Raw genomic sequence first — 14,676 nt, 5'->3', positions numbered from 1 at the left:
ACCATCAATGTGATATCACAGAATGCGCCCGACACCACATAACTAGAAAAATACGAGGTCAGCTCATTGCTGGCCTTTTTATCGCCTTTTAAAGCGCAAATCAGGTGGGGGGCAGTGAGTGAGTCGGGCAGATGATATTTCAAAGCTATTCAACAAGCTGGGTGCCAACCCGAGCGGCTATCGCGAAATCGACTTTGTCCATGAGTTCATCGAGGACGAAATAGAGGTCTTGGAAGCCCCCGCAGTCACTCACGCTCCACCTGTGATCGAAGCTCCCTCGGCGCCGCTGCTGCGCCTGCTGGAGGAACTGAGCCAAGGTGAAGCCGACCACCTGCAGCCGCCCGAAGTGGTGGAAGGGCGGGACGGCCAGGTGTACTCCGAGCAATCCAGCCCTAAAGTCGTGGTGTTGGTCTCGGTCAAGGGTGGCGTTGGCCGCAGTACCCTGGCCGCCGCGATTGCCAGCGGTCTGCAGCGCCAGGGCCGCCCGGCGCTGGCCCTGGACCTGGACCCGCAAAACGCCCTGCGCCACCACCTGTGCCTGGGCCTGGACATGCCCGGCGTCGGCGCCACCAGCCTGCTCAACGAAAGCTGGGCCGCCCTGCCCGAGCGCGGTTTTGCCGGTTGCCGGCTGGTGGCATTCGGTGCCACTGACCACGAGCAACAGCACAGCCTCAATCGCTGGTTGGGCCAGGACAGCGAGTGGCTCAGCAAGCGATTGTCCGGCCTCAGGTTGAGCGGCCAGGACACCGTGATCATCGACGTCCCCGCCGGCAACACCGTCTACCTCAGCCAGGCCCTGTCGGTCGCCGACGCTGTGCTGGTGGTCGTACAGCCGGACGTGGCCTCGTTCAGCACACTAGACCAGATGGACAGCCTGCTGGCGCCGCACCTCAAGCGTGCCAAACCGCCACAACGCTTCTACGTGATCAACCAGCTGGACGGTGCCCACCGCTTCAGCCTGGACATGGCCGAGGTGTTCAAGACCCGTCTGGGCGCTGCGTTGTTGGGGACTGTCCACCGTGACCCCGCATTCAGCGAAGCCCAGGCCTACGGGCGTGACCCCCTCGACCCAACCGTCAACAGTATCGGCAGCCAGGACGTCCACGCCCTGTGCCGCACCTTGCTCGAACACATCGACTCGGACCTTCCATGACCGACACTACGTCCTCCACGCCCTTCGTCGAAGGGCGCGCCGAACAGCGCCTCAATGACGCCATCGCGCGCTTCAATCGGTGGCCTGCGGCGCTGCGTACGGTGCTGGTTGTCGCCAGTTGCGTGCTCGGCGCGCTGCTGTTGCTGGGCATTATCAGCGCGCCGCTCGATCTCTACAGCCAATGCCTGTTCGCCGGCGTGTGCTTCCTCGTGGTACTGGTGCTGCGCAAGATCCCGGGGCGCCTGGCGATCCTCGCGCTGGTGGTGCTGTCGCTGGTGGCGTCGTTGCGCTACATGTTCTGGCGCCTCACCTCCACCCTCGGCTTTGAAACCTGGCTCGACATGTTCTTCGGCTACGGCCTGGTTGCGGCCGAGTTCTACGCCCTGGTCGTGCTCATCTTCGGCTACGTGCAAACCGCCTGGCCGCTGCGCCGCACGCCGGTATGGCTCAAGACCGAGCCGGAGGAGTGGCCGACGGTCGACGTGTTCATTCCCACCTATAACGAAGCGCTGAGCATCGTAAAACTGACCATCTTCGCCGCCCAGGCGATGGACTGGCCCAAGGACAAGCTGCGCGTCCACGTGCTCGATGACGGTCGCCGCGACGACTTCCGCGACTTCTGCCGCAAGGTCGGGGTGAACTACATCCGCCGCGACAACAACTTCCACGCCAAGGCCGGTAACCTCAACGAAGCGTTGAAAGTCACCGACGGCGAATACATCGCGCTGTTCGACGCCGACCACGTGCCGACGCGTTCCTTCCTGCAAGTGAGCCTGGGCTGGTTCCTCAAGGACCCGAAGCTGGCGATGCTGCAAACGCCGCACTTCTTCTTTTCGCCGGACCCGTTCGAAAAGAACCTCGATACCTTCCGCGCCGTGCCCAACGAGGGTGAGCTGTTCTACGGCCTGGTGCAGGACGGCAACGACTTGTGGAACGCCACGTTCTTCTGCGGCTCCTGCGCCGTCATCCGCCGTGAGCCGCTGCTGGAAATCGGCGGCGTGGCCATCGAGACGGTGACCGAAGACGCCCACACCGCGCTCAAGCTCAACCGCCTGGGCTACAACACCGCTTACCTGGCTATCCCGCAGGCCGCGGGCCTGGCTACCGAAAGCCTGTCGCGCCATATCAACCAGCGGATTCGCTGGGCGCGAGGCATGGCGCAGATTTTCCGCACCGACAACCCGCTGCTGGGCAAGGGCCTGAAGTGGGGGCAGCGCATCTGCTATGCCAACGCCATGCTGCACTTCTTTTATGGGTTGCCGCGCCTGGTGTTCCTCACCGCGCCACTGGCCTACCTGATTTTCGGCGCCGAGATTTTCCACGCCTCGGCGCTGATGATCGTCGCCTACGTGCTGCCGCACCTGGTGCACTCCAGCCTGACCAACTCACGGATCCAGGGGCGTTTCCGTCACTCGTTCTGGAACGAGGTGTACGAGACCGTACTGGCCTGGTACATCCTGCCGCCGGTGCTGGTCGCGCTGGTCAACCCCAAGGCGGGTGGCTTCAACGTCACCGACAAGGGCGGCATCATCGACAAGCAGTTCTTCGACTGGAAACTCGCCCGCCCGTACCTGGTGTTGTTGGCGGTGAACCTGGTCGGCCTGGGCTTCGGTATCCACCAGTTGGTCTGGGGCGATGCGTCCACAGCCGTGACGGTGGCGATCAACCTGACCTGGACCCTCTACAACCTGATCATCACCAGTGCCGCCGTGGCCGTGGCCTCGGAAGCGCGTCAGGTACGTTCCGAGCCACGGGTCAGCGCCAAGCTGCCGGTGAGCATCATTTGTGCCGACGGCCGTGTGCTGGACGGCACTACCCAGGACTTCTCGCAAAACGGCTTCGGCCTGATGCTCAGCGATGGGCACTCGATCACCCGTGGCGAACGCGTGCAACTGGTGCTGTCGCGCAACGGCCAGGACAGCCTGTTCGATGCGCGCGTGGTGTTCAGCAAGGGCGCGCAGATCGGCGCCCAGTTCGAACCCCTCAGCCTGCGCCAGCAAAGCGAACTGGTACGCCTGACCTTCTCCCGTGCCGATACCTGGGCCGCGAGTTGGGGCGCCGGCCAGCCGGACACACCGTTGGCGGCCCTGCGCGAAGTCGGCGCCATCGGCATCGGCGGTCTGTTCACCCTCGGCCGCGCCACCCTGCACGAACTGCGTCTGGCCTTGAGCCGCACCCCCACAAAACCGCTAGATACGCTGATGGACAAGCCATGACCTCGAAGATATTCGCTCGCCCTCATCCGCGCCGTGCACTCGCGCTGATGATCGCCTCGCTGATGGGCCTCAACACCCTGGCGCAAGCTGCCGAGCAAGCGGCTGCCACCGTGCCGGTACAAAGCACCGATAACGGCTACAGCCTGACGCTCAAGCAGTTGGGCCGCCGCGACACCATGAACCTGCAAGGCGTGGAGTCGTCCGACAGCGTCAACTTCGATATCCGTGCCGATGAAGTGGTGAAGGGCGCGCAACTGCTGCTCAAGTACAGCTACTCGCCGGCGCTGCTGGCGGACCTGTCGCAGATCAACGTGCTGGTCAACGGCGAAGTCGCCGCCAGCCTGGCGCTGCCCAAAGAAGGCGCGGGCACCCCGCAAGAGCAACTGGTGCAGATCCCGCCGAAGTTGATCACCGAGTTCAATCGCCTGAGCCTGCAGTTCATCGGCCACTACACCATGTCCTGCGAAGACCCGTTGCACAGCAGCCTGTGGGCCAAGATCAGCAACAGCAGCGAGCTGAAAGTGCAGGTCGAGCCGATCGTGCTCAAAGACGACCTGGCGGTGCTGCCGCTGCCGTTCTTCGACAAGCGCGACGCTCGCCAGGTGAGCCTGCCGTTCGTGTTTGCCACCGCGCCGGACAGCGCCGCACTGGAAGCCGCTGGCGCCTTGTCGTCGTGGATCGGCGGCCTCGCCAGCTACCGGGGCGCGACCTTCCCGACCACTCTCGGCGAGCTGCCGGCCAAAGGCAACGCCATCGTGCTGGTGCAAACCGCCGACGCGATGGACGTGCACGGTGTGGCCATCGCCAAGCCGACCGGCCCGACCCTGACCCTCATCGCCAACCCCAACGACGCCAACGGCAAGCTGCTGATCGTCACCGGGCGTGACGGCGAAGAGCTCAAGCGCGCCGCCAACGCGGTGGTGCTGGGCAACCCGGTGCTGGCCGGTAACAGCGTGGTCATCACCAAGCTCGACACCCTGGCACCGCGCCGCCCGTACGATGCGCCGAACTGGCTGCCAAGCAACCGCCCGGTACGCCTGGGCGAGCTGATCGAACAGCAGAAACTCAGCGTGTCGGGCTACAACCCGGGCGCCATCAGCGTCGACATGCGCCTGCCGCCCGACCTGTTCAACTGGCGTGAAGAGGGCGTGCCGCTCAAGGTCAAATATCGCTACACGCCGCAGCAAGTGTCGACCAACTCCTCCCTGTTGATCGGCCTGAATGACCAGTTCATGAAGTCCGTGGCGTTGCCGTCGGTGGCCAACCTGGGCGGCGGCCAGACCCTGCTCGACCAGTTGAAGAAAGACGAAAGCCTGCCGCGTGAAGTGACCACGCTGTTGCCGATCAGCTCAGCATCGCCCAAATCCAAGCTGCAGCTGCGCTTCATGTACGACTACATCAAGGAAGGCGAATGCCGCGACATCATCGTCGACAACATGCGCGGTTCCATCGACCCGGATTCGACCCTCGACGTCACCGGCTACCAGCACTACATCGCCATGCCTAACCTGGGCGTGTTCAACGACTCTGGCTTCCCGTTCACCCGTCTGGCCGACCTGTCGGAATCCGCCGTGGTCATGCCCGACAACTACGGCACCGACGAGTTGACCGCCTACCTGACCGTGCTCGGTCGCTTCGGCGAAGCCACCGGCTACCCGGCCACCGCCGTCAAAGTGGTACAGGCCAAGGACGTGCAGAGTGTTGCCGACAAAGACCTGCTGGTACTTGCCACCGCCGCCAACCAGCCGTTGCTCAAGCAGTGGCAGCAATACCTGCCGGCGACCAGTGATGGCGAACAGCACCACTTCCTGCTGTCCGACCTGCCGCGTTATGTGCGCAGCTGGATCAGCCCCGACCCGGCGGCCAACCAGCATCCGGCCAACACCGGCATTACGTTCAAGGGCCTGAGCAACAGCACCTGGCTGGCCGGCTTCCAATCGCCGCTCAAATCGGGCCGCAGCGTGGTGCTGATCGCCAGCAACCAGCCGCAGGGCCTGCTGGAAGCCACCTCGGCGCTGATCGGCGGTGACGACTACAAAGACTCGATCCAGGGCAGCCTGGCCGTGGTGCAGGGCACAACCATCAGCTCGCTGGTCGGTGACGAGCAGTACTACGTCGGCAAGCTCAACTACTTCAAACTCATGCAGTGGCAACTGTCACAGAACCTGGGCTGGATGCTGTTGATCACCTTCCTCGGCCTGGCCGTGGTGACCAGTCTGGTCTACCTGTCGCTGCGCGCACGTGCAAAACGGCGGTTGGCATGAGCCTGCTCAAGCGTATGGCCCTGGCGACACTGGGCGCGATGATGTTGGCCGGCGGCGCCCAGGCGCAGACCTGTGACTGGCCGCTGTGGCAGAACTACGCCAAGCGCTTCGTGCAGGACGACGGCCGGGTGCTGAACTCGTCCATGAAGCCCACCGAGAGCAGTTCGGAAGGGCAGTCCTATGCGATGTTCTTCGCCCTGGTCGGCAACGATCGCGCGAGCTTCGACAAGCTGTGGACCTGGACCAAGGCCAACATGTCGGGCTCCGACATCGGCCAGAATCTGCCGGGTTGGTTGTGGGGTAAAAAAGCCGATAACACCTGGGGCGTGATCGACCAGAACTCCGCCAGCGACGCGGACTTGTGGATGGCCTACGCCTTGCTCGAAGCGGCCCGCGTGTGGAATGCACCGCAGTACCGCGCCGACGCACAGCTGTTGTTGGCCAACGTCGAACGCAACCTGATCGTGCGTGTGCCGGGCCTGGGCAAGATGCTGTTGCCGGGGCCTGTCGGCTATGTGCATCCGGGTGGCTTGTGGCGTTTCAACCCGAGCTACCAGGTGCTTGCGCAACTGCGTCGCTTCCAGAAAGAACGGCCGAACGGCGGCTGGAACGAAGTCGCCGAAAGCAATGCGCGGATGCTCGCCGACAGCGCCAGCAACCCCCATGGCCTTGCGGCCAACTGGGTTGGTTACCGCGCCACCAGCGCCAACACCGGGGTGTTCGTGGTCGATCCGTTCTCCGATGACCTGGGCAGCTACGATGCAATCCGCACGTATATGTGGGCCGGCATGACCGCCAAGGGCGATCCTTTGGCAGCGGCGATGCTCAAGTCGCTGGGGGGTATTTCCCGTGCGACGGCGGCGTCGGTCACCGGCTTCCCGCCGGAAAAAATCCACGTACTGACCGGCGAAGCCGAGAAAAACAACGGCTATACGCCGATGGGCTTCTCGGCCGCTACCTTGGCCTTCTTCCAGGCCCGCGGCGAAACCGCCCTGGTGCAATTGCAAAAAGCCAAGGTCGACGACGCGCTCAATAAAGCCCTGGCGCCCTCGGCGCCCGACAGTGCGCAGCCGATCTACTACGACTACATGCTCAGCCTGTTCGGCCAGGGCTTCGCCGATCAGAAGTACCGGTTTGAACAAGACGGTACGGTCAAACTTTCCTGGGAGGCAGCATGCGCCGTCACACGCTAGCCATTGCGATTCTCGCTGCCCTGGCTTCCACCGCCAGCCTCGCTGAAACCAGCGACCCACAGTCCTTGCTGATCGAGCAGGGCTACTACTGGCAGTCGAAAAAGAACCCCGAGCGCGCCCTGGAAACCTGGCAGAAACTCTTGAACCTGGCCCCGGAGCAACCGGACGCGTTGTACGGCATCGGTTTGATCCAGGTGCAGCAGAACCGCCCGGCCGAAGCCCGGAAGTACCTGGCCCGCTTGCAGGCGCTGAGCCCGGTGCCGCGCCAGGCGTTGCAGCTGGAGCAGGACATCACCGTGGCGGTGCCGGACAACGCCAGGTTGCTGGAGCAGGCCCGCGAGTTGGGTGAACCCGAGGACGAGCGCGAAAAGGCCGTGGCCCTGTACCGCCAGATTTTCCAGGGTCGCCAGCCCCAAGGCCTGATCGCCCGTGAGTACTACAACACCCTGGGTTTCACCGCCAAGGGCACCAATGAAGCCATCGCCGGCTTGCAGCGTTTGTCCCGTGAGCGGCCGAACGACCCGATCGTTGCGCTGTTCCTGGCCAAGCACCTGGCGCGTAACCCCGCCACGCGGCCGGACGGCATCCGGGCGCTGGCCAAGCTGGCACCGAACAACGACGTGGGCGGCAACGCCGATGAAACCTGGCGCTTTGCGCTGATCTGGCTCGGCCCGCCGAAGCCGGACCAGGTGGCGTTGTTCCAGCAATTCCTGACCGCGCACCCGGATGACACCGAGATCCGCGCCATCATGGAAAAAGGCATCGCCCAAGGCAAAGGCGGTGGTGCCTGGCAGCGTGATCCGCAGATGACCAAGGCCTTCAAGGCCCTGGACGATGGCGACCTGAAAACCGCCGAGCCCCTGCTGGCAGCGCGCCTCGCGCAAAAATCCAACGACGTCGATGCCCTCGGCGGCATGGGCGTGTTGCGTCAGCAGCAGGAACGCTACGGCGAAGCGGAAAACTACCTGGTTCAAGCCACGCGCTTGCCCGGTGGTGCGGCCTGGCAGTCGGCCTTGAACGATGTGCGCTACTGGAACCTGATCAGCCAGAGCCGTGACGCTCAGCGCGCCGGTCGCAGCGCCCAGGCCCGCGACCTGGTGGCCCAGGCAGAGCGCCTGAACCCGGGCCAGCCCGGCGCGGCTGTCGCATTGGCGGGCTTCCAGGCCCAGGACAATCAGTTCGAGGAAGCCGAAGCCGGCTACCGCAAGGTGCTGGCCCGTCACCCTGGCGACGCGGATGCCTTGAGCGGCTTGATCAACGTGTTGTCCCAGTCGGGCCAGCCGGATGAGGCCTTGAAGCTGATCGACTCGGTGTCGCCGGCCCAGCGCGCCAAGTTCGCGCCGAGTGTGAAAATCAACGCGCTGCGGGCGACTCAGGTCGGCAAGCTGGCCGAGCAACGTGGCGATTTGAAAGGTGCGCAAGCCGCTTACCGACAGGCGCTCGACGCTGACCCGGAAAACCCCTGGACGCGCTTTGCCCTGGCACGCATGTACCTGCGTGACGGCCAGATCCGCGCCGCCCGTGCCTTGATTGACGGCTTGCTCAAGACCCAACCCAACCAGCCGGACGCGCTGTACACCAGCACCCTGCTGTCGGCGGAATTGAGCGAATGGAAGCAGGCCGAAGCGACCTTGGGACGCATCCCCACGGCGCAGCGCACCGCCGACATGAACGAACTGGCGACCGATATCGCGCTGCACCAGCAGACCGACATCGCCATCGAGACCGCCCGCCGTGGCCAACGCCCGGAAGCCCTGGCGTTGCTGGGGCGTTCCGAACCGCTGACCCGCAAGAAACCCGAGCGCGTGGCCGTGCTGGCCGCCGCCTATGTGGAAGTGGGCGCTGCACAGTACGGCCTGGACATGATGCAGAAGGTGGTGGAGAACAATCCCAACCCGACGGTCGACCAGAAGCTGCTGTACGCCAACGTGCTGCTCAAGGCCAACAAATACAGCGCGGCGGGTGAGATCCTGCGCGAAGTGCAAGGCCAGCCGCTGACCGAGACCGGGCGCCAGCGCTACGACGATTTGATCTACCTGTACCGGGTCAAGCAGGCCGACGCCCTGCGTGAGAAAAACGACCTGGTGGCCGCCTACGACATGCTGTCACCGGCCCTGGCCCAGCGCCCGAACGATGCCTTGGGTGTCGGCGCTCTGGCGCGCATGTATGCCGACAGCGGCAACGGCAAAAAGGCCATGGAGTTGTATGCGCCGTTGATCCAGCAGAACCCCGACAATGCACGCCTGCAACTGGGCCTGGCGAACATCGCCCTGAAAGGTCGCGACCGTGACCTGGCACAACGCGCCACTGACAAGGCGTTGGCGCTGGAGCCGGGTAACCCGGAGATCCTCACCTCGGCGGCCGGTGTCTACCAAGGCCTGGGCAAAAACAGCGAAGCCGCTGAACTGCTGCGCAGGGCCCTGGTGATCGAGAACGCGATGAAGGCCAGGACCCAGGTGGCCCAGGCCGGCACCGAAGCCAAGTCGTCGAACCCGTTCGTGGGCTTGCCCGGCCAGCGTCGCCAGGTCACCGACCTGACCATCGCCGGTGCGGTGCCACCACCGATCGATGCGCCGAACAACAGCGTGACCTCCAACGCATTTGCGAGTGCAACGTCCAACGACCTGAGCGATCCGTTTGTTCCGCCGTCGAAAATCGCCTCCATCGACAGCCCCGAGCTGAGCCCGGCGCGTCGTGCGCTGGACACCATCCTGCGCGACCGTACCGGTTATGTGGTGCAAGGCTTGAGCGCGCGCAGCAACAACGGCGAAAAAGGCTTGAGCAAACTCACCGATATCGAAGCGCCGTTTGAAGCGCGCATGCCGGTCGGCGATAACACCGTGGCGCTGCGAGTGACGCCGGTGCATTTGAGTGCCGGCAGTGTCAGCGATGACGCTGCATCACGCTTTGGCGGCGGCAAAGCCACCTCACCCCGCACCCAGGATGCGACCGGTGTGGGCTTGGCCGTGGCTTTCGAGAACCCGGATGAAGGCCTCAAGGCCGACGTCGGCGTCAGCCCACTGGGCTTCCTCTACAACACCATCGTCGGTGGGGTGAGCGTGTCGCGTCCGTTCGAGGCCAATTCGAATTTCCGTTATGGCGCGAATATCTCGCGGCGCCCGGTCACCGACAGCGTCACGTCCTTCGCCGGTTCCAAAGACGGTGATGGCTATAAATGGGGCGGTGTGACCGCCAACGGCGGACGGGGTGAGTTGAGCTACGACAACCAGAAGCTGGGCGTCTACGGTTACGGCTCCCTGCACCAACTGATGGGTAACCACGTTGACGACAACACCCGCATGGAGCTGGGCAGCGGCATCTACTGGTACCTGCGCAATAACCCGCAGGACACGCTGACCCTGGGTGTCAGTGCCTCGGCGCTGAGCTTCAAGGAGAACCAGGACTTCTACACCTATGGCAACGGCGGCTACTTCAGCCCGCAGCGTTTCTTCTCCCTGGGCGTGCCGATCCGGTGGGCGCAGAGCTTCGATCGCTTCAGCTACCAGGTAAAAAGTTCGGTGGGTGTGCAGTATATCGGCCAAGATAGCGCGGACTTTTTCCCGGGCCACAAAGACCTGGGTACCCAGGAGTACAAAAGCTCGGACAAAACCGGCATCGGCTACAGCTTCAATGCCGCCGCCGAATATCGCCTCAGCTCGCGCTTCTACCTGGGTGGCGAGATCGGTGTCGACAACGCCCAGGACTACCGCCAGTACGCCGGTAATGCTTACCTGCGCTACTTGTTCGAAGACCTGAGCGGGCCGATGCCCTTGCCGGTCAGCCCTTACCGTTCCCCTTATTCCAACTGATTAAATCGGAGTCATTCATGCCTGTTTCTGCGATTGCCGGCCTGACCATGCTGGTATTGGGCGAAAGTCATATGAGCTTTCCCGATTCGTTGCTCAACCCGCTGCAAGACAACCTCACCCAGCAAGGCGCGGTGGTTCACTCCATCGGTGCGTGCGGTGCCGGCGCGGCGGATTGGGTGGTGCCGAAAAAAGTCGAGTGCGGCGGCGAGCGCATGCCCACCGGCAAGGCTGTGATCTATGGCAAGAACGCCATGAGCACCACGCCGATCAAAGACCTGATCGCCAAGGACAAGCCCGACGTGGTTGTGTTGATCATCGGCGACACCATGGGCTCCTACACCAACCCGGTGTTCCCCAAAGCCTGGGCCTGGAAAAGCGTGACCTCGCTGACCAAGGAAATCGCCGCCACCGGCACCAAGTGCGTGTGGGTCGGCCCGCCATGGGGCAAGGTCGGTTCGCAGTACAAGAAGGACGACACCCGCACCAAGCTGATGTCGTCGTTCCTGGCCAGCAACGTGGCGCCGTGCACTTACATCGACTCGCTGACCTTCTCCAAGCCGGGCGAGTGGATCACCACCGACGGCCAGCACTTCACCATCGACGGCTACCAGAAGTGGGCCAAGGCGATCGGGACAGCCTTGGGTAACCTGCCGCCATCGGCCTACGGTAAAGGAAGCAAATAATGAAGCGAATGACCCTGGGCCTGGCGACCTTGCTCGCCAGCGTCAGCGCCTACAGTGCCGACATCCCGCTGTATCCGACCGGCCCGGAGCAAGACGCAGCGTTCCTGCGTTTTGCCAACGGCACCCCGGGCGAATTGAAGCTGGTGGCGGACGGTTCCAAGGCCAGCTTGGTCCTGAGCGGCGACACAGCCGTGTCGGCGTTCCTGCCGGTGGTCGGCGGCGACAAGCCGATCAAGGGCGTCTTGAGCAGCGGCGGCAAAAACGCGGATTTCTCGGTGAACGTCGCGCCGGGTGAGTTCGCCACAGTAGTTGCGCTGGTCGACGCCAAGGGCGCCACGCGCCAGTTGGTGGTGCGCGAAGTGCCGGACGACTTCAATGCGCTCAAGGCCTCCCTGGCCTTTATCAACGCCGACGCCAGCTGCGCCGACGCCAGCCTGGAAGCCGTGGCGCAAAAGGCCGAGTTGTTCAAGAAGGTCGCTGAAGGTGCGGTGCAGCGGCGCATGATCAACCCGGTGGAACTGTCGGTGCAGCTCAAATGCGCCGGCGCGCCGGTCGGTCAGCCGCTGGCGTTCACGCTCAAGGCGGGCGAGCGCTACAGCGTATTGGCCGTTCCTTCAGATAAAGGCTCGAAGTTGCTGTTCGCCTCTGACGCACTCGCTAACTGATCGGGCCCGACACCACCATGGTCTTTGCCTCACTCGAATTCCTCACGCTGTTCCTGCCGGCCTTCCTGTTGATCTACGCGCTGGCTCGTCCGAGCTGGCGCAACGTCATCCTGCTGATCGGCAGTTGGCTGTTCTACGGCTGGTTGAGCCCGTTGTTCCTGTTCCTGCACATGGTGTTGACCGTGGTGGCATGGGTCGGCGGCTTGCTGGTGGACCGCTCCCGTGAGGATGGCAAAGGCCGGGTGCGCCTGTTGATCGCATTGATCGTGTTCAACACGGCGGTGCTGTGTTGGTACAAGTACGCCAACATCGTCGCCGGCACGGTGAGCGAGGTGATCACCTGGTACGGCGCGATGCCGCTGGACTGGCAGCGTGTGGCCTTGCCGGCCGGCTTGTCGTTCATCGTATTGCAGGCGATTTCCTACCTGGTGGATGTGCACCGGCATACGGTGCCGGTGGAGCGCAGCTTCATCAACTACGCCACCTATATCTCGATGTTCGGGCACTCGATTGCCGGCCCGATCATCCGTTACGACTGGGTTCGCCGCGAGCTGAACCAGCGGTATTTCAACTGGGCGAATTTCTCCCTGGGCGCGCGACGCTTCATGATCGGCATGGGCATGAAAGTGCTGGTGGCCGACACCCTGTCGCCGCTGGTGGACATCGCCTTCCACCTGGAACACCCCAGCCTGGTGGACGCCTGGATCGGGTGCCTGGCGTATTCGCTGCAACTGTTCTTCGACTTCGCCGGCTACAGCGCCATGGCCATCGGCCTGGGCCTGATGCTGGGCTTCCACTTCCCGGAAAACTTCAATCGGCCGTACCTGGCCAGCAGCATCCAGGATTTCTGGCGGCGCTGGCACTTGTCGTTGTCCAGCTGGTTGCGCGACTACCTGTACATCGCCCTGGGCGGGAACCGCGACGGCGTGTGGCGCACCTATCGCAACCTGTTCCTGACCATGGCGATTGCCGGGTTGTGGCACGGCGGCGACAGCTGGAATTACCTGTTGTGGGGTTCGGCCCATGGCGTGGCGCTGTGTGTCGACCGCGCCTGGTCGCGATCGAGCCTGCCGAGCCTTCCGCCGGTGTTGTCGCACGTCCTGACCTTGCTGTTTGTGTGCCTGGCCTGGACCTTGTTCCGCGCGCCGGACTTCCACTCGGCACTGACCATGTACGCCGGCCAGTTCGGCCTGCATGGCATGGCCTTGGGTGACGCGATGGCCGTGGCCATGCGCCCGGCCCATGGCATGGCCGCGCTGTTGGGCCTGGTCTGCATCATCGCGCCAATCTGGCAGGTGCGTTGTGAACAGCGCTTCGGCACCCAACCGTGGTTTGTGCTGGCGGCTTCGCTGTGGCCGGTGGCCGGGTTTGTGTTGTCGTTCGCGCTGATCGCCAGCCGTGACGCCGTACCGTTTCTGTACTTTCAGTTCTAAGGACGCCCGACCATGCCTGCTCCTACCGCGCCGACGCCTCCGAGTGAACTGGCCGTTCGCACCAGCCCCCTGGCGGCCTGGGTGCTGGTGCCCTTCCTGGCGGCGGGGCTGTTGTCATGCGCCTGGCTGATGGTGAAGGGACCGATCAGCTATGTGCCGGCCAAGGTCGACAGCGACATGCTGCTGCACGGCGACCTGACCCACCGTTTTGCCAAGGAACTGGCCAAGGCGCCGATGGCAATCCAGGCCGCCAACCTGGAGCGCGGCGGCAGCTGGCTGGCGTTCGGTGACACCGGGCCGCGGGTACGGCGAGGTTGCCCGGGCTGGCTGTTTATCAGTGATGAACTGCGCATCAACCGGCATGCCGAGGCCAATGCCCAGACCAAGGCCCAGGCGGTGATCGACCTGCAAAAACAACTGGGTCAAAAAGGCATCGACCTGCAAGTGGTGGTGGTGCCGGACAAGAGCCGCATCGCCGCTGCCGAACGCTGTGGCCTGTACCGCCCGGCGGTGCTCGACGGCCGCATTCAGGACTGGACCAAACGGCTGCAAGCTGCCGGCGTTTCCGCGCTGGACCTGACCGACACTTTGAAACCCCTGGGCGCCGAAGCCTACCTGCGTACCGATACCCACTGGAGCGAAATCGGTTCCAACGCCGGCGCACAGGCGCTCGCGCAGCGCATCCAGCAGCGTGGCATCAAGGCCACGCCGGAGCAGGCGTTCGATATCACCCAGGCGCCGCTCGCCGTACGCCCGGGAGACCTGGTGCGCCTGGCCGGTCTGGATTGGTTGCCGCCCACGTTGCAGCCGCCGGGGGAGTGGGTCGCGGCCAGCAGCGCCCATGAAACCGGCGGCGCGACCAGCAATGCCGACGACCTGTTTGGCGACGCTGGCCTGCCCAATGTGGCGCTGATCGGCACCTCGTTTTCGCGCAACTCCAACTTCGTCGGCTTCCTGCAAAAAGCCCTGAACGCGCCGGTCGGCAATTTCAGCAAGGACGGGGGCGAGTTCTCGGGGGCGGCCAAGGCCTATTTCGAAAGCCCGGCCTTCAAGCAAACACCACCCAAGTTATTGATTTGGGAGATTCCGGAGCGGGACCTGCAAACGCCCTACGATGCGATCACGGTTGGTCAGTAATTTGACGAATTGCCGTTTGTCTAAAAAATAGACAGCTTCCTCATCAAAATAATGACACTTTTGCGTGCCTGAAGCAGACTGGCTTGCACTAGGGCGACCACAAAAAGACCTGCGGTAAGCAGT

General features: G+C 63.7%; 9 protein-coding genes. All 9 read left to right on the top strand.

What is annotated here, in order from left to right:
• The first annotated feature begins 118 nt into the window (after positions 1-118).
• From bcsQ to BMX59_RS11830, 9 genes are read left to right on the top strand one after another with little or no spacing between them, the layout of a single operon-like run.
• Positions 119-1,153, top strand: coding sequence for a cellulose biosynthesis protein BcsQ (gene bcsQ / locus BMX59_RS11870; protein ID WP_371914369.1), 1,035 nt, complete (start codon positions 119-121; stop codon positions 1,151-1,153).
• The gene (bcsA, locus tag BMX59_RS11865; protein WP_093121534.1) at positions 1,150-3,369 is read left to right on the top strand and encodes a UDP-forming cellulose synthase catalytic subunit; all 2,220 of its coding nucleotides are present in this window, start codon (positions 1,150-1,152) and stop codon (positions 3,367-3,369) included. The genes bcsQ and bcsA overlap by 4 nt, the downstream gene beginning before the upstream one ends.
• Positions 3,366-5,633, top strand: a complete 2,268-nt coding sequence (bcsB, locus tag BMX59_RS11860; RefSeq protein WP_092246230.1) for a cellulose biosynthesis cyclic di-GMP-binding regulatory protein BcsB — start codon at positions 3,366-3,368, stop codon at positions 5,631-5,633. Before bcsA ends, bcsB begins: the two co-directional genes overlap by 4 nt.
• Positions 5,630-6,826, top strand: a complete 1,197-nt coding sequence (gene bcsZ, locus BMX59_RS11855; RefSeq protein ID WP_093121529.1) for a cellulose synthase complex periplasmic endoglucanase BcsZ — start codon at positions 5,630-5,632, stop codon at positions 6,824-6,826. The genes bcsB and bcsZ overlap by 4 nt, the downstream gene beginning before the upstream one ends.
• The gene (locus tag BMX59_RS11850) at positions 6,808-10,635 is read left to right on the top strand and encodes a cellulose biosynthesis protein BcsC (RefSeq protein ID WP_093121525.1); all 3,828 of its coding nucleotides are present in this window, start codon (positions 6,808-6,810) and stop codon (positions 10,633-10,635) included. Before bcsZ ends, BMX59_RS11850 begins: the two co-directional genes overlap by 19 nt.
• Positions 10,636-10,652: 17 nt before the next feature.
• Positions 10,653-11,318: an SGNH/GDSL hydrolase family protein gene (locus BMX59_RS11845; protein WP_071492442.1), complete on the top strand. Its 666-nt coding sequence runs from the start codon at positions 10,653-10,655 to the stop codon at positions 11,316-11,318.
• Positions 11,318-11,983, top strand: coding sequence for a cell division protein FtsQ (locus BMX59_RS11840; RefSeq protein WP_093121521.1), 666 nt, complete (start codon positions 11,318-11,320; stop codon positions 11,981-11,983). The genes BMX59_RS11845 and BMX59_RS11840 overlap by 1 nt, the downstream gene beginning before the upstream one ends.
• Positions 11,984-12,000: 17 nt before the next feature.
• Entirely contained in the window at positions 12,001-13,416 is a 1,416-nt protein-coding gene (locus tag BMX59_RS11835; RefSeq protein ID WP_093121518.1) for an MBOAT family O-acyltransferase, read from the top strand.
• Positions 13,417-13,428: 12 nt separating this feature from the next.
• Complete coding sequence (locus BMX59_RS11830) at positions 13,429-14,553, top strand: alginate O-acetyltransferase AlgX-related protein (protein WP_093121515.1); 1,125 nt, start codon at positions 13,429-13,431, stop codon at positions 14,551-14,553.
• Positions 14,554-14,676: the final 123 nt, after the last annotated feature.

Source organism: Pseudomonas sp. NFR09 (assembly GCF_900111535.1).
GTDB lineage: Bacteria > Pseudomonadota > Gammaproteobacteria > Pseudomonadales > Pseudomonadaceae > Aquipseudomonas > Aquipseudomonas extremorientalis.
The sequence above is the reverse complement of the archived record's forward strand: the minus strand, read 5'-3'. Positions and strand labels throughout refer to the sequence as shown.

Bases quoted from the DNA above. Each gene is read 5' to 3' on its own strand.
- BMX59_RS11835 (WP_093121518.1), top strand. From the start codon at position 12,001: ATGGTCTTTGCCTCACTCGAATTCCTCACGCTGTTCCTGCCGGCCTTC.
- bcsZ (WP_093121529.1), top strand. From the start codon at position 5,630: ATGAGCCTGCTCAAGCGTATGGCCCTGGCGACACTGGGCGCGATGATG.
- BMX59_RS11850 (WP_093121525.1), top strand. From the start codon at position 6,808: ATGCGCCGTCACACGCTAGCCATTGCGATTCTCGCTGCCCTGGCTTCC.
- BMX59_RS11840 (WP_093121521.1), top strand. From the start codon at position 11,318: ATGAAGCGAATGACCCTGGGCCTGGCGACCTTGCTCGCCAGCGTCAGC.
- bcsA (WP_093121534.1), top strand. From the start codon at position 1,150: ATGACCGACACTACGTCCTCCACGCCCTTCGTCGAAGGGCGCGCCGAA.
- BMX59_RS11845 (WP_071492442.1), top strand. From the start codon at position 10,653: ATGCCTGTTTCTGCGATTGCCGGCCTGACCATGCTGGTATTGGGCGAA.
- bcsB (WP_092246230.1), top strand. From the start codon at position 3,366: ATGACCTCGAAGATATTCGCTCGCCCTCATCCGCGCCGTGCACTCGCG.
- BMX59_RS11830 (WP_093121515.1), top strand. From the start codon at position 13,429: ATGCCTGCTCCTACCGCGCCGACGCCTCCGAGTGAACTGGCCGTTCGC.